Origin of the sequence: Pseudomonas morbosilactucae (assembly GCF_023241665.1) — a bacterium.
Classification (GTDB): Bacteria; Pseudomonadota; Gammaproteobacteria; order Pseudomonadales; family Pseudomonadaceae; genus Aquipseudomonas; species Aquipseudomonas morbosilactucae.
In genome coordinates, this window is sequence record NZ_JALQCX010000029.1 from 37,346 (window position 1) to 52,307 (window position 14,962).

General features: G+C 60.1%; 15 protein-coding genes. 10 read left to right on the forward strand and 5 right to left on the reverse strand.

Annotated elements, in window-relative coordinates; translation table 11 throughout:
- Positions 1-172 precede the first annotated feature (172 nt).
- Together M1B35_RS16435 and M1B35_RS16440 are read left to right on the forward strand one after the other, a co-directional pair.
- On the forward strand, positions 173-2,611 hold the full coding sequence (locus M1B35_RS16435) for a Lon protease family protein (RefSeq protein ID WP_123334858.1): 2,439 nt from the start codon (positions 173-175) through the stop codon (positions 2,609-2,611).
- A 212-nt stretch (positions 2,612-2,823) separates the two neighbouring features.
- Positions 2,824-3,156: a PA4575 family protein gene (locus M1B35_RS16440; protein ID WP_123334860.1), complete on the forward strand. Its 333-nt coding sequence runs from the start codon at positions 2,824-2,826 to the stop codon at positions 3,154-3,156.
- Between the two features lie 3 nt (positions 3,157-3,159).
- On the opposite strand, the gene M1B35_RS16445 is transcribed toward M1B35_RS16440, so the two are convergent.
- The gene (locus tag M1B35_RS16445) at positions 3,160-4,992 is read right to left on the reverse strand and encodes a hypothetical protein (protein WP_123334862.1); all 1,833 of its coding nucleotides are present in this window, start codon (positions 4,990-4,992) and stop codon (positions 3,160-3,162) included.
- A 161-nt stretch (positions 4,993-5,153) separates the two neighbouring features.
- Between M1B35_RS16445 and M1B35_RS16450 the strand changes: the two genes are divergently transcribed.
- Positions 5,154-5,642: a TIGR00645 family protein gene (locus M1B35_RS16450; protein ID WP_123334864.1), complete on the forward strand. Its 489-nt coding sequence runs from the start codon at positions 5,154-5,156 to the stop codon at positions 5,640-5,642.
- A gap of 177 nt (positions 5,643-5,819) precedes the next feature.
- Here the strand turns inward: M1B35_RS16450 and M1B35_RS16455 are convergent, their stop codons facing one another.
- Complete coding sequence (locus tag M1B35_RS16455; protein WP_268262524.1) at positions 5,820-7,547, reverse strand: hypothetical protein; 1,728 nt, start codon at positions 7,545-7,547, stop codon at positions 5,820-5,822.
- Positions 7,548-7,763: 216 nt separating this feature from the next.
- Here M1B35_RS16455 and M1B35_RS16460 point away from each other — a divergent pair, with 216 nt between their 5' ends.
- The gene (locus M1B35_RS16460; protein WP_123334868.1) at positions 7,764-8,069 is read left to right on the forward strand and encodes a DUF6482 family protein; all 306 of its coding nucleotides are present in this window, start codon (positions 7,764-7,766) and stop codon (positions 8,067-8,069) included.
- A gap of 129 nt (positions 8,070-8,198) precedes the next feature.
- On the forward strand, positions 8,199-8,816 hold the full coding sequence (bamJ, locus tag M1B35_RS16465) for a BamJ family beta-barrel-assembly machinery protein (RefSeq protein WP_123334870.1): 618 nt from the start codon (positions 8,199-8,201) through the stop codon (positions 8,814-8,816).
- Between the two features lie 117 nt (positions 8,817-8,933).
- On the opposite strand, the gene M1B35_RS16470 is transcribed toward bamJ, so the two are convergent.
- The 3 genes from M1B35_RS16470 to M1B35_RS16480 form a co-directional block, all read right to left on the reverse strand.
- On the reverse strand, positions 8,934-9,191 hold the full coding sequence (locus M1B35_RS16470) for a PA4570 family protein (protein WP_123334872.1): 258 nt from the start codon (positions 9,189-9,191) through the stop codon (positions 8,934-8,936).
- Positions 9,192-9,387: 196 nt separating this feature from the next.
- Positions 9,388-9,729, reverse strand: coding sequence for a zinc ribbon domain-containing protein YjdM (locus M1B35_RS16475; RefSeq protein ID WP_123334874.1), 342 nt, complete (start codon positions 9,727-9,729; stop codon positions 9,388-9,390).
- Between the two features lie 125 nt (positions 9,730-9,854).
- Positions 9,855-10,823, reverse strand: a complete 969-nt coding sequence (locus tag M1B35_RS16480; protein WP_123334876.1) for a polyprenyl synthetase family protein — start codon at positions 10,821-10,823, stop codon at positions 9,855-9,857.
- A 241-nt stretch (positions 10,824-11,064) separates the two neighbouring features.
- Between M1B35_RS16480 and rplU the strand changes: the two genes are divergently transcribed.
- The 5 genes from rplU (at position 11,065) to M1B35_RS16505 (ending at position 14,873) form a co-directional block, all read left to right on the forward strand.
- Positions 11,065-11,376 (forward strand): 50S ribosomal protein L21, encoded by a 312-nt coding sequence (gene rplU, locus M1B35_RS16485; protein WP_007924746.1) that lies wholly within the window; start codon positions 11,065-11,067, stop codon positions 11,374-11,376.
- Between the two features lie 35 nt (positions 11,377-11,411).
- Positions 11,412-11,669: a 50S ribosomal protein L27 gene (gene rpmA, locus M1B35_RS16490; protein ID WP_003176049.1), complete on the forward strand. Its 258-nt coding sequence runs from the start codon at positions 11,412-11,414 to the stop codon at positions 11,667-11,669.
- A gap of 195 nt (positions 11,670-11,864) precedes the next feature.
- Positions 11,865-13,088: an Obg family GTPase CgtA gene (gene cgtA / locus M1B35_RS16495; RefSeq protein ID WP_268262525.1), complete on the forward strand. Its 1,224-nt coding sequence runs from the start codon at positions 11,865-11,867 to the stop codon at positions 13,086-13,088.
- A gap of 185 nt (positions 13,089-13,273) precedes the next feature.
- Positions 13,274-14,392, forward strand: coding sequence for a glutamate 5-kinase (proB, locus tag M1B35_RS16500; RefSeq protein WP_123334880.1), 1,119 nt, complete (start codon positions 13,274-13,276; stop codon positions 14,390-14,392).
- A 19-nt stretch (positions 14,393-14,411) separates the two neighbouring features.
- Positions 14,412-14,873 carry a CreA family protein gene (locus tag M1B35_RS16505; RefSeq protein WP_123334882.1) on the forward strand — a complete coding sequence of 154 codons (462 nt, stop codon included), beginning with the start codon at positions 14,412-14,414 and terminating at the stop codon, positions 14,871-14,873.
- Positions 14,874-14,962 lie beyond the last annotated feature (89 nt).

Here is a 14,962-nt window from a genome sequence, read left to right on the forward strand (position 1 = left end):
GTTCCAAGGGTTCCGTGACTTTTTACAAAACATTCGCTGACATAGCCGGTTTTCCGGGGGGCGGCTGGGCACATTACCCTTGTCTATGCTTTCGCCCTAGGCGCGCCTTGCCAGCCGGGCATACCCGGCGCCAGAATGCCGCCATCTGCCCCGCCTGATGTAAGGAAGCCCGATGCCTGATCCTGTTGCTGCCAGCTTGCGTCTAGCGCCCGAAGCGCTGACCCGTCCTTTTTCCGCTGAACAGTTCAGCTTCTCGACCACCAATGATTTGGAGCCCTTTCGCGGTGTGCTTGGCCAGGAACGTGCGGTTGAAGCCTTGCAGTTCGGGGTGGCCATGCCGCGCCCCGGTTACAACGTGTTTGTCATGGGCGAGCCCGGTACCGGCCGCTTCTCGTTTGTTAAACGCTACCTGAAGGCGGAAGGCAAACGCCTGCAGACCCCGGCCGACTGGGTCTACGTCAACAACTTCGATGAACCCCGCGAGCCTCGTGCCCTGGAGCTGCCGGCAGGTGGTGCTGCCGCGTTCATCGCGGACATCAACGGCCTGATCGACAACCTGGTCGCGACGTTCCCGGCGGTGTTTGAACACCCGACTTATCAACAGCGCAAGAGCGCCATCGACCGTGCCTTCAACCAGCGCTACGACCGCGCCCTGGACGTGATCGAGCGTCTGGCCCTGGAAAAAGACGTGGCGCTGTACCGCGACAGTTCCAACATTGCCTTTACGCCGATGCTCGATGGCAAGGCCCTGGACGAAGCTGAGTTCTCGCAGCTGCCGGAAGCCGATCGCGAACGTTTCCACACGGATATTTCCGAGCTCGAAGAGCGCCTCAACGAAGAACTCGCCAGCTTGCCCCAGTGGAAGCGCGAGTCGAACAACCAGATGCGCCAGTTCAACGAAGAAACCATCACCCTGGCCTTGCAGCCGCTGTTGGCACCGTTGTCCGAGCAGTACGCAGAGAACGCCGCGGTCTGCGGTTACTTGCAGGCGATGCAGGTGTACCTGCTGAAAACGGTGGTCGAGCAATTGGTGGATGACGCCAAGACCGACGCCCAGGCCCGCAAGCTGCTGGAAGAACAGTACTGCCCGAGCCTGGTGGTCGGCCATCCGGTCAGCGGCGGTGCGCCAGTGGTGTTCGAGCCGCATCCAACGTACGACAACCTGTTCGGCCGCATCGAATACAGCACCGATCAGGGCGCGCTCTACACCACCTATCGCCAGTTGCGTCCAGGGGCTTTGCACCGTGCCAACGGCGGCTTCCTGATTCTCGAAGCCGAGAAAATGCTCAGCGAGCCCTTTGTCTGGGACGCCCTCAAGCGTGCCTTGCAATCGCGCAAGTTGAAGATGGAGTCCCCGCTGGGCGAGCTGGGCCGTTTGGCAACGGTGACCCTCAATCCGCAAGTGATCCCGTTGCAGCTCAAGGTCATCATCATTGGCTCCCGCCAGCTGTATTACGCCCTGCAAGACGCCGATCCGGACTTCCAGGAGATGTTCCGGGTGCTGGTGGATTTTGACGAAGACATTCCGATGGTCGATGAAAGCCTGGAGCAGTTCGCCCAGTTGCTGAAAACCCGCACCTCGGAAGAAGGCATGGCGCCTCTGACCTCCGATGCCGTGGCGCGTCTGGCGACCTACAGCGCGCGGCTGGCAGAGAACCAGGGGCGCTTGTCGGCGCGGATCGGTGATCTGTTCCAACTGGTCAGCGAGGCCGATTTCATTCGCCACCTGGCGTCTGACGAGAAGACCGACGCCGGGCACATCGAGCGTGCGCTCAAGGCCAAGGCCACGCGCACCGGGCGTGTTTCAGCGCGGATTCTCGATGACATGCTGGCCGGGGTGATTCTGATCGACACCGCCGGCGCGGCAGTGGGCAAGTGCAACGGCCTGACGGTGCTGGAGGTCGGTGATTCGGCGTTCGGGGTGCCGGCGCGGATTTCCGCCACGGTCTACCCGGGCGGCAGTGGCATTGTCGACATCGAGCGCGAGGTCAACCTCGGGCAGCCGATTCACTCCAAGGGGGTGATGATCCTCACCGGTTACCTGGGCAGCCGTTATGCCCAGGAATTCCCCCTGGCGATCTCGGCGAGTATCGCCCTGGAACAGTCTTACGGTTATGTGGACGGTGACAGCGCGTCCCTGGGTGAGGCCTGTACCTTGATTTCGGCCCTGTCGAAGACGCCGCTCAAGCAGTGCTTCGCCATCACCGGTTCAATCAACCAGTTTGGTGAAGTGCAGGCGGTGGGCGGGGTCAACGAGAAGATCGAAGGCTTCTTCCGCCTTTGCGAAGCACGGGGCCTGACCGGCGAGCAGGGGGCGATCATTCCCCAGGCCAACGTCGCCACCCTGATGCTCGACGAGAAGGTGTTGCAGGCCGTGCGCGACGGCAAGTTCCACGTCTACGCGGTGCGTCAGGCCGACGAGGCCCTCAGCCTGTTGGTCGGCGAGCCGGCTGGCGAGCCGGATGCGGACGGTCAGTTCCCGGAAGACAGCGTCAATGGTCGAGTGGTGGAGCGCCTGCGCGCCATCGCCGAAATGATCAGTGAAGAGGACCTCAAAGAGGCGGAAAAAGAGCTGGCGCAAGAGGCATTGGCAGACACCAAACCCGCCTGAATCAGGCGTGCGGCGAGGGCTTGTACCTCGCCGCAGGTGTCAGCGACTTGGCGCCAACTTTTGCCAATAGACCATTCGGCGCCTGTTGCCTTGGTCAACTTTGTTTATCGGGCTTTTCTTCTATCCTCAGGGCAAGGAGAACGACAGTCGTCACTGGAACGAAACAGTCTTCTCGCGGAGGCTGAACGCCGGATCTACCGAGGGTCGCCGCCATGTCGCGCAACCTCTGCCTCACCCGCCAATGCCTTGGCCTGGTTACCCGCATCGAATGCTGCATTCGTCCCCTGGCCGGGGATAAGGGGATGTGGACCTTGCTGTTTGCCGCCGGAATGGCCGGTGAGCAACCGTCTGCGATCAAGGCCCAAGGCCCGTTCTGCGGCCCGTTGGTGGCCGAATCCATCCTTGATTCCATCGTCCAGAGCCTGACCACCCATGGTTATGAACTGGCCGATGATCCGCAGATCTGGTGCCTGCATCTGCAGGCGCAACTGCGCCAGATCAATGGCGAGCGCAGTCGCAACATCCAGTTTCACCCCGAGCATTGAGGCTTATTGGGCAGGGGGTTGCGCTTCGAGCTTGTCCAGTTTGACCTCGAAGCCATATTCCACGGTGTTGAGTTCGGTGCGCATGAAGGTTTCCAACTGGGTGGGTTGCCCATAGAAGTAATGCACGTCGAACACGGCCGGGCCCTGGTCAGAGGCTTGATGACTGACGCTGAGGATTTCCTTGAGGTACTGGCCGCTGTCGTCTTTGGCGTAGAAGCGCCAAGTGTCCGCCGGGAACAGGCGTTGGTCGACGATCAACGCATTGCCTTTGAGCGTCAGGCCTTCGGGCAGGGTGCGGGCGGAGAGGGATTGATGGTCGACGCTGGCCAGGAACAGCGGGACCGAGCCTACGGCGTAGGCCGGTGTTTCAGGAAATAGGTTGAGGTCGTAGGTGATGACCCCGCGCAACGGGTCGATTTCGAAGGCTTCGGTCGGCAGCTCGATCGGCTCGCCCCGTTTCCCATTGTCATCCTGGGTGAAGAACGTCAGCGGGGTTTCACCCACGTCGAACGCTGAGCCCAGCAATTCGTCATTGAAGGTCTTGGGGTGGTTGAACTCGATGCGCGATGCGCTGGAGTCTTCCACCGACTGGCTGATCGTTACGGACTTTTTCAACGACGCCTCATCGAGGTCGGCGCCTTTCAGGTAGGCCGTCGCCTGGTCGTCATACACCACCACCGGCATTGGCAGGGGCTGGATATTCTTGTCGGTGGTCTGGCGTTCGAAATGCTGCACCGGCAGTTCCAGGTCTTTGCGGGTCACGCTGGCCTGGGAAAAATCGAGCACGCTGACTTCCAGCTTATCGATCATCCCGTTGAAGTAGACCTTGCTGTAGTGGTTGCGCTGCTGGCGTTCGAAGTCCTTTTGCTCGCTCTCCAACTGCTGCTCGAAGCTGTCGCTCCAGGCTGACTGCTTCTGCATGGTTGCCAGTTGTTTCTCGTAAAAAGCGATTTGCTGGGTGTTTTCGTTGATCGACCCGGAGCGGGAAAGCAGTTGCCCGCTGGCATCGCGAGCCTGGGCCAGCAGCGGGTTCAGTGCGGCGTCGGCGACTTCGGTGGGTAGCGCTGCGCTGTTGCTCAGCTGGATCTCGGCGACGTTCTTGCCCAGGGACATCAAGGTCACGCTGATGTTGTCGTCGGTGCGGGTCTTGCCCACATCGCCCTTGCCCAGCACAAAGGTCTGTACCCGGCGCGGGGCTATCACTTCGACTTTGCCTTGCAGCGTGACGGGTTGGGGCTGGTGCTTGTTGTCCACTTCCAGCCCTTCGATGAAGGGGTAGGTCACGGTCAGGTCATCCGGGTTGGTCAGGTTGGAACTCGAAGGGCTGAGCTGGATGCCCGGGTCGGTTTCCGACCACTCCGGCTGAAAGGGGATGACTTTTTTGTTGCTCAGGGTGACGGACTGCCATTCCAGGCCGTGGGGGAACGGAAACTCCGCAGGCATGGTGAAGTTGAAGGGGAACACCGGCTGCAAGTCGATCAGGTAGTCGGAACTCGAGGCCTTGCGCAGCACGAACAGGCCGTTGATGTAGGCATCCACCAGGGCTTGCGGGCTGGGGTAATGCTTGAGCAGGGCCAGGGCATCCTCCCCGTACTCGGTTTCGATGGGCTTGCTCTCGAGTTTGAGGCGCGCGCGTTCCAGCAACAGCAGCGAGCCGCCAAGGTCGGCAATGGCCTCTTTGAGCTTCGGGTCCTGGATGCTGTCCAGGGACTTTTCGAACTGCGCGGTCTTGTCGTCGAGGCTGACCTGGCGCTTCTCATCACTCGGCGAGCACCCGCCGCTGAGCAGCAAGGCAATGCAGAGACCGATGCTCGCTAAAGGCAATCGCACATCCATTTTCCGTCTTCCTGTCCGATGTCTGTGAACGCTGTGACAGGCTCCGACACTAGCAGAAAACGCGTCTGTAAAAAGCCGCAGGTCGTGGATTTGTCGGTGGTTTATGGGGATTCGGCGCACTGATATACTCGCCGCCGTTTTCAGACCAGGTGCGAGATTCAATGGAACGTTTAATCGAAAATGCGATGTACGCCTCACGCTGGTTGCTGGCACCCATCTATTTTGGTCTGTCGTTGGGGCTGCTGGCGCTGGCCTTGAAGTTCTTCCAGGAAGTCTTCCACGTCATCCCCAATGTGTTTTCCATGGCCGAATCGGACCTGATCCTGGTGCTATTGTCGTTGATCGACATGGCCCTGGTGGGCGGCTTGCTGGTGATGGTGATGATTTCCGGCTATGAGAACTTCGTCTCTCAGCTGGATATCGACGAGGACAAAGAGAAGCTCAGCTGGCTGGGCAAGATGGATTCTTCGTCCTTGAAGATGAAGGTCGCGGCCTCCATCGTGGCGATTTCCTCGATCCACCTGCTGCGGGTGTTCATGGACGCCAAGAACACGCCCACCGATTACCTGATGTGGTACGTGATCATCCACATGACGTTTGTGGTGTCGGCCTTTGCCATGGGTTACCTGGACAAGCTGACCAAGCACTGATCTGTCGACCGCAACAAGACCCGCGACGCCCGGCCGTTAGACAACGCCCGGGCGTTTTTTATTGGCGGTTTGTGGGCTACAAGCAGCCGGCCATCACCACATTGTCGGTGACATAGCAGGGGTTCTCCGGCTTTTGCAGTTCGATGTCGTAGTCATAGAGCAGGGGGCTGATGCTGATTAGTTTGTAGGCTTCGATACTGGTCGCTCGCCGTAGTAGTACTGCACGTCGAACATCGCCGAGCCGTAGGCTTTATCCAGATGGCTGACTTGATGGATCTTGCGCAGGTAGCGGCCCTGGCTGTCCCGGGCAAAGAAGCGCCAGCGCTCCTTGGGGAACGGCTTGCTTTCGATAATCAGCGCATTGCCTTGCAGGCGCATGCCCGGGGGGAGGGCGTCGACCGGGTACAGGGTCTTTTCCACTTTTGGATGGATCAGGGTCATGGTGCCCTTGGCAAACGCCGGCTCCCGGCGGAAGTCGGCGGGGCTGTAGCTGATCCACCCCTCGTAGGGATCGACGTCATAGACATTGGGGCTCACGTCCATCAGGTCGCCGTGCCTGCCGAGCTTGTCCTGGGTGTAGAAGTCGACTTTGCGGTCGATGGGGCGCCCGGGGATCTTCCAGTCGAAGGGCAGGTCGCTGCGAAAGCGGATTCTGGCGTAGCGGACGCTGACCAGTTCGGACTGCACCTTGACGCTCCGGCGGTGCTCTTCCTCGCTCATGGCGTAGCGGCCGGTCTGTTCGGCGATGCGCTCGTCATAGACCACGGCAGTGGCCGGCATGGGCTGCAGTGTCTTACCCACCAGGGTTGGGGCGAAGGTATCGACGGCCGTCTTCAGCGTCTGGCGTTCCACCTTGGCGGCAGAGAAGTCCAGGGCGGTGACTTTGAGGCTGGCCAACTCGCCGGAGAAGTACTGCTTTTTGTAGCGGCTGGCCTGGCCCCGGTGGAATGCCGCGAGCTGTTGGCGCTGCTGGTCAAAAAAAACGGGGTCATAGCTGGGTTGTTGCAGCAGCGTCTGCAGTTGTTGGTCTTCGAAGGCCCGTTGCTGTGGGGCCTTTTCAATGCTGCCTTCGGCCTTCAGGTAGTTGCCGTCGCGGTCCAGGGCCTGGATCACCAAGGGGTCGAGGCCTCGCTCCGAGAGCTCCGGCGCCAGCGCCGCGCTGTTGTGCAGTTCGAACTCGGCGGAGTACGGGCCGACCTTGAGCAGGGTGACGCTGAGGTTGCTCTGGGTGCGGGTGCTGCCGACATCCTTGGGCGAAAAACTGAACACCTGGACCTGGCTTGGAATAACGATTTCTACGTGGCCGTTGAGGGCGACGACTGGCGGGCGGTGTTCCGAGTCCGGTGCCGGTTGGCCTTTTTGCCGGTCGTGCAGTTCGAACACCCCGGGGTTCACTTTGATCAGGGAGACGCCGGTCTCTGCCACGGTATTGCCGAGGGCAATCACGCGGCCGTCAGCCAGGCTGGCTGAGTCCCAATCCAGGGTGGCGGGGAACAGTGGCTTTACTGGGTAGTCGCGGATAAACGGTGAACCGATGATCAAGGTGCTGGCGGAGGCTTGGCGCGGGTAGTTTTTGAAGAACAGGCTGCCCAGCCAGCGCTGGGCGGCGATGCTCAAGTCCGGGTACTGCTCGATCAGCGCGTTGGCGTCCAGGCTATGGCGGGCCTCCTCAGGTGGCCTATCGAGCACCAAGGCCTGGCGCTGCTCTTTGTACCAGTCTTGCAACCGCTGGATCGCCCGCTTCTCCAACTCGGGGTCGCCGAGGGCCTCTGCTTGGTGGTAACGCTCCCTGTAGGTGTTTTCCAGGATTTGTTCGGGGCCTGGTACCAGGTACAGATACAGAGCCACGCCGGCTGCTGCCAGAGTGCTGGCAGCAAGGGCGAGATAGATGCGTTTCAACGGCATGACTGGCCATCCGTTGGCGGAGAAATCAGAGGGTCAAGATCCATTTGTGGATATCCAATTACGTGTAGGAAAAGTAGACGCGGCGGCGACACTAACAGAAACCGCATTGGCTGTTCTGTCCGCCGTTGGTCCAGAGACCCTGTCCGCTCCTTGTGCTTTTGGGGCGCCAGGCATATGCCTGTAGTGTCACGGGCTTGAATTGCACGAGGTGCGTTTATGAACCTGCAAGAAATGAATGCCTATGCCATTGCTGGCAAGGTCGACGAGTTGAACTTGATCTCCCTGGAAGGTGGGATCTACCTGCTTGAGGCCCGCATGCACGGCGCCGCCTATCCCCTGAGCGACAACCAGGGGCACATGTTCCACCTGCGCTCGGTGGAGCATGCGCGCGAAGTGCTGCAGGCGTTTCCGAAGCTGCCCTTTCACTTGATACACACCTCGGTGCACGACGAGATGTGTGGCCTGGCCGCCAGCGCCGAAGAAAGCCTGAAGGTGCCGATCACCCTGCGCTCAAGCTGGTAAGGCAGGGCGCCCGCTCATCATGGCGACAGCTTCTGTGCTAGTCTGCTCGCCCTTTTGGTTCCGGGCGCCCCGGAATGCGCTGTGCACGCACGGCAAATTCCCGAGCCGTCCCCACAGCGGAGCAGTTTCATGTCCGAAGTAAATCTGTCCACCGACGAAACCCGCGTCAGCTACGGCATTGGCCGTCAGTTGGGCGACCAACTGCGCGACAACCCGCCACCGGGCGTGAGCCTGGACGCAATCCTGGCTGGTTTGACCGACGCATTCGCCGGCAAGCCTAGCCGTGTTGGCCAGGAAGAAATGTCCGCCAGCTTCAAAGTGATCCGCGAGATCATGCAAGCCGAAGCCGCTGCCAAAGCTGAAGCCGCTGCGGGTGCCGGCCTGGCTTTCCTGGCTGAAAACGCCAAGCGTGACGGCATCACCACCCTGGCTTCCGGCCTGCAATTCGAAGTGTTGACCCAAGGTGAAGGCGCCAAGCCATCCCGTGAAGACAGCGTGCGCACGCACTACCACGGCACCCTGATCGACGGCACTGTGTTCGACAGCTCCTACGATCGTGGCCAGCCTGCGGAATTCCCGGTTGGCGGCGTGATCGCGGGCTGGACCGAAGCCCTGCAGCTGATGAACGCCGGTAGCAAATGGCGTCTGTACGTGCCAAGCGAGCTGGCTTACGGCGCGCAAGGCGTGGGCAGCATTCCGCCCCACAGCGTCCTGGTATTCGACGTCGAGCTGCTCGACGTTCTGTAAGCCATACCCCGCTGTGCGGGAGCCGGTTTGCAAGCGAGGCGGGCGGCGCGGTTCAACCCTGAACCCGTGCCGAAGCCTTCGCTGGCAAGTCGGCTCCTACAGGTTTTGCAGTGAGTCTCATACCTGGAACTTGGTATGCAGATCGGATGCCGGGCGCAAGGCTCTGGCGTAGCAGAACAAAAACAGGTTGCGCACCAGTTCCTTGAGCACCACCGGCTCGCTGGAGCTCAAACCGTTCAGGTCCAGATCTCCCTGGTCCTGCAGCTCGTTAAGGGCTTCTTCTTCCAGTACCGCACAAACTTCCCCGGTCTCCCGATGGAGAATCCGCAGGTAAGGCTGTGGGCGGTCCAGCCAGGCGTCGATTAAATAAGTCATGGTTCTCATCTCCTTGATGGGGTTAGGTGAGAATAATTCTTATTCAATGAATAGCAAGTACCTATTGGCAGTTTCTGCTTTTTTTTTGTGGGGAAATTGCTGTCGGTCAAAAGGGCTGGCCTTTTGCTATGGCGGGGCGGCGAGGCGGGGGAAGAGGGCGCCATCCCGCGTCAGGCGCGGGATGGAGGCAGAAGCATCAGACTTTGCGGACGAACTCGGACTTGAGTTTCATCGGGCCGATGCCGTCGATCTTGCAGTCGATGTCGTGGTCGCCGTCGCACAGGCGGATGTTCTTGACCTTGGTGCCGACCTTGACCACCAGGGAGGTGCCCTTGACCTTGAGGTCCTTGATCACGGTAATGGTGTCGCCGTCTTGCAGGACGTTGCCCACGGAGTCTTTTTTCACGGTGTCATCAGAGGTCGCCTCGGCTTCGCCGGTGGCGGACCACTCATGGGCGCACTCCGGGCAGATCAGCTGGGCGCCGTCTTCATAGGTGTATTCGGAATTGCATTTTGGGCAGGGTGGCAAAGTGCTCACTAACGCTCCTTGATTTCAGGATGGCTAAAAAGCGCACATTGTATAGGGTTTTTGTCGGGAAGGGGCGGGGCAAGGCAGTGCCAGCAAGCCGGCCCCATTGCGGGAGCCGGCTTGCGAGTCATGGATCAGTGGGTGCGGGCGACGGCGAACTCGCTGAGTTCCACCAGGGCATCGCGGTACTCGCTGGGTGGCAGTGCTTCCAGGCAAGTGATGGCTCGGGCTACATAGTCGCGGGCCAACTGGGCGGTGTAGTCCAGGGAACCGGACGCTTCGACGGCCGCGCGGATGCTTTCCAGGTCTTCGATACCGCCTTTCTGAATCGCCTTGCGCACCAGTGCCGCCTGTTCGGGCGTGCCTTCGCGCATGGTGTAGATCAGTGGCAGAGTCGGTTTGCCTTCGGCCAGGTCATCGCCGACGTTCTTGCCCAGGGTCTCCGCGTCGCCGCGGTAGTCCAGCAAGTCGTCCACCAGTTGGAAGGCCACACCCAAGTGGTCGCCAAAGGTCCGCAGGGCTTCGCTCTGCTCCGGCGTGGCGCCAGCCAGGGCGGCGGCGCTGTGGGTCGAGGCTTCGAAAAGCATCGCCGTCTTGCCGCGGATGACTTCCATGTAGGTTTCTTCGGTGGTGCTGGCGTCACGAACCTTCGACAGCTGCAGCACTTCGCCTTCGGCGATGATGCGAGTGGCCTGGGACAGGATCTTCATCACCTGCATCGAGCCCAACTCGACCATCATTTCGAAGGAGCGCGAGTACAGGAAGTCACCGACCAAGACGCTGGGCGCGTTGCCCCACATGGCGTTGGCCGTGGAGCGGCCACGGCGCATGCCGGACATGTCGACCACGTCGTCATGCAGCAGGGTCGCGGTGTGCAGGAACTCGATGGTGGCGGCCAGCAGGCGCAGGTCATCGCCTTCGCGGCCCAGGGCCTTGCCACACAGCAGCACCAGCAGAGGACGCAGGCGCTTGCCACCAGCCGAAGTGATGTAGTCGCCGATTTTCGATACCAGCGGCACTCGAGACGTCAGTTGCTTCTTGATGATGTCGTCGACGGCGCTAAAATCGTCCGCCACCGCGCGGTAGAAAGCTTGGGGTTGCATCAGCGACAGGTGCTCCAGAAGGGTTGCGCGGCATGCTAGGACCCGCGTCCGCGGGTGTCAAGGCGCGATGGACGGCCACTTGCATAGGCTTTGCGCCTTGCGTACAATCGCGCACCCTGAACTTCCTGGGCAGCACCTGCCTTACGCAATTGCACTTGGGCCGTTCCAGCCCCATGCAGCCATGCCAGCCAATACCTCTTCTTATAAAGAGCTGGGTGAGCAGGATTATCGGAGAAATACCATGTACGCAGTAATCGTTACCGGCGGTAAGCAATACAAGGTCGCTGAAGGTGAATACCTGAAGATCGAAAAACTGGAAATCGCCACTGGCGAATCCGTGACTTTTGACCGCGTTCTGTTGGTCGCCAATGGCGATGACGTGAACATCGGCGCTCCTGTTGTTGCTGGCGCAACCGTCAAGGCTGAAGTGATCTCCCAAGGTCGTCACGATAAAGTCCGCATCATCAAGTTCCGTCGTCGTAAGCACCACATGAAGCGTATGGGCCACCGCCAGTGGTTCACCGAGATCAAAATCACCGGTATTCAGGCTTAATTACAGCCTAATTCCTCACTAGGAGAATTGAACTCATGGCACACAAAAAAGCTGGTGGTAGTACCCGTAACGGTCGCGACTCAGAAGCCAAACGCCTTGGCGTGAAGATGTATGGCGGCCAGAAAATCATTCCGGGCAACATCATCGTGCGTCAGCGCGGCACCCAATTCCACGCTGGCTACGGCGTTGGCATGGGTAAAGATCACACCCTCTTCGCGAAAATCGAAGGCGTGATCAAGTTTGAAGTAAAAGGCGCTTTCAACCGCCGTTACGTGAGCGTTGTCGCCGCTTAATTGCGCGCACGCTGGAAAAGCCCTGTCTCGCGACGGGGCTTTTTCGTTTGTGGGGTGAGTCTCTTGCAAAACTGTTTGTATGGGCTGCTGGCGCTGGATGTTTCGGTCGTTGATTGAGGTCGCTGCGCTCATTTTTGCAAGAGTCTTATGTCTTAGTGTTTTTCGGCTCGCCCGTGCGGCGAGAGGCGTTTGGTTATGAAGTTTGTTGATGAAGTATCGATTCGAGTAAAAGCGGGCGACGGCGGCAATGGCTGCATGAGTTTCCGTCGGGAAAAATTCATCGAAAACGGTGGTCCGAACGGTGGTGATGGTGGTGATGGCGGCTCGATCTACATGATCGCCGACGAAAACCTCAACACCCTGGTTGACTACCGCTACACCCGGCATTTCGATGCCGAGCGCGGTTCCAATGGCGGCAGCACCGATTGCACCGGCAAGAAAGGTGAGGATCTGGAGCTGCGCGTTCCGGTCGGTACCACGGTGATCGATGCGGGCACCCAGGAAATCATTGGTGACCTGACCAAGGCGGGCCAGCGCCTGCTGGTGGTCCAGGGTGGCTGGCACGGGCTGGGTAACTCCCGGTTCAAATCCAGTACTAACCGTGCGCCACGCCAGACCACGCCAGGCAAGCCGGGCGAGCAGCGTGATCTCAAGCTGGAGCTGAAGGTGTTGGCGGATGTGGGCCTGCTGGGCTTGCCGAATGCTGGCAAAAGTACCTTTATCCGTTCGGTTTCCGCGGCCAAGCCGAAAGTCGCCGACTACCCGTTCACCACGCTGGTGCCGAACCTGGGCGTGGTCAGCGTTGATCGCTGGAAGAGCTTTGTGATTGCCGACATTCCGGGCTTGATCGAGGGTGCTTCCGATGGCGCGGGCCTGGGGATTCGCTTCCTTAAGCACTTGGCGCGTACCCGGATCCTGCTGCACTTGGTGGACATGGCGCCGCTGGATGAAAGCAGCCCTGCTGATGCGGCGGAAGTGATCGTCAACGAGCTGGTCAAGTTCAGTTCGTCCCTGGCGGAGCGCGAGCGTTGGTTGGTGCTGAACAAGTGCGACCAGATCCTTGAAGAAGAGCATGAAGAGCGGGTCAAGGAGATCGTTGATCGTCTGGAGTGGACGGGCCCGGTGTACGTGATCTCGGCTATCTCCAAGGACGGCACCGAGCGCCTGAGTCGCGACATCATGCGGTACCTGGAAGATCGTGCTGATCGCCTGGCGGCCGACCCGGCCTATGCCGACGAGCTGGCCGAGCTGGATCAGCGTATCGAAGACGAGGCGCGTGCCCAGTTGCAGGCCCTGGATGACCAGCGTGCTCTGCGTCGCAGTGGTGTGAAGAGCGTGCACGACATCGGTGACGATGACTGGGATGAAGAGGATGTGGATGATGATGACGGTCCGGAAATCATTTACGTCCGCGACTGATTCGTTGCGAGCGGGCTAGCCCGCGAAGACGGTTTATCTGGCTGGGCGCGGTGTTATCATCGCTGCCAAGCCAGCTTCCAAGGCGCCGCTCATTTGAGCGGCGTTTTGGTGTCTGCAAGGTGTCAATACGAATAACCCCATGAGTGACGCTCGGTCGCGTCGCTCGCTGGCAAAGGTTGAATAAAATGCGGAGCAAGGTGACAGGTGCGCAGCGCTGGGTCGTGAAGATCGGTAGTGCACTGCTGACAGCGGATGGCAAAGGGCTGGATCGCGCAGCAATGGGTGTTTGGGTCGAGCAGATGGTGGCCTTGCATGAGGCGGGCGTCGAGCTGGTACTGGTTTCCTCCGGTGCAGTAGCGGCCGGCATGAGTCGCCTGGGCTGGACCGCACGACCGAGTGCGATGCATGAGCTGCAGGCGGCTGCGGCCATTGGTCAGATGGGGCTGGTGCAGGCGTGGGAGTCGAGTTTTGCCGAGCATGGCCGGCACACCGCGCAGATCCTCCTCACTCATGACGACCTTTCCGATCGCAAGCGCTACCTCAATGCCCGCAGCACCTTGCGCGCCCTGGTCGAGCTCAAGGTGATCCCGGTCATCAACGAAAACGACACTGTGGTCACCGACGAGATTCGCTTTGGCGATAACGACACGCTGGCGGCGCTGGTGGCCAACTTGGTGGAGGCGGACTTGTTGGTGATCCTGACGGATCGCGATGGCATGTTCGATGCGGACCCGCGTAACAATCCCGATGCACAGCTGATTTACGAAGCGCGAGCCGATGATCCGGCGCTGGATGCGGTGGCGGGCGGTACCGGTGGCGCCCTGGGGCGTGGCGGTATGCAGACCAAGCTGCGTGCGGCGCGTCTGGCGGCGCGTTCCGGTGCGCATACCATCATTGTCGGTGGTCGCCTGGAACGGGTTCTGGATCGCTTGAAAGCGGGTGAGCGCATTGGCACCTTGCTGTCGCCTGAGCGCGGCATGCTGGCGGCTCGCAAGCAGTGGCTGGCCGGGCACTTGCAGACCCGCGGTACCTTGGTGCTGGATGCGGGCGCGGTGTCCGCCCTGTCCCAAGGCAACAAGAGTTTGTTGCCGGTGGGTGTGAAGCAGGTCCAGGGCGGTTTCCGGCGTGGTGAGATGGTGGTGTGCGTGGCGCCTGATGGGCGTGAAATCGCTCGCGGCCTGGCCAACTACAGTGCCTTGGAGGCGCAGAAAATCATCGGTCAGTCGTCTGAGGCGATTGTCGGTCTTCTTGGTTACATGGCTGAGCCGGAACTGGTTCACCGCGATAACCTGATTCTGGTTTGAGTGGCGTAAGGAAAAGCGAATGCGCGTAGCAAAAGGATTGTTGGGTTTGCTCTTGGCGATGCCGTTGTTGGCGTCAGCTGAAGAGATTGGTCAGGTTTCCACGGTGTTCAAGTTTGTCGGACCTAATGACCGCATTGTGGTCGAGGCCTTTGACGATCCGAAGGTGGATGGCGTGACCTGCTATTTGTCCCGGGCCAAGACGGGTGGGGTGAAGGGTGGTTTGGGCTTGGCTGAGGATCGTGCCGAGGCCTCGATCGCTTGCCGCCAAGTTGGGCCTATCGCGTTCAAGGGCGAGCTCAAGGATGGCGAGGAGGTGTTCAAGGAGCGCACGTCCCTGGTGTTCAAGACCATGCAGGTGGTGCGTTTCCTCGACAAGAAGCGCAATACCCTGGTGTATCTGGTCTATAGCGATCGCTTGATCGAGGGCAGTCCGCAGAATGCGGTGACCGCGATTCCGATTCTGCCGTGGGCGCATCAGTGACTGCTTAAGGTCACTGTCGCCGGCAAGCCGGCTCCTACAGGGTGTTTTGTGGGAGTTGGCGGATTGGAGAAAACGTAGGCAATAAAAAA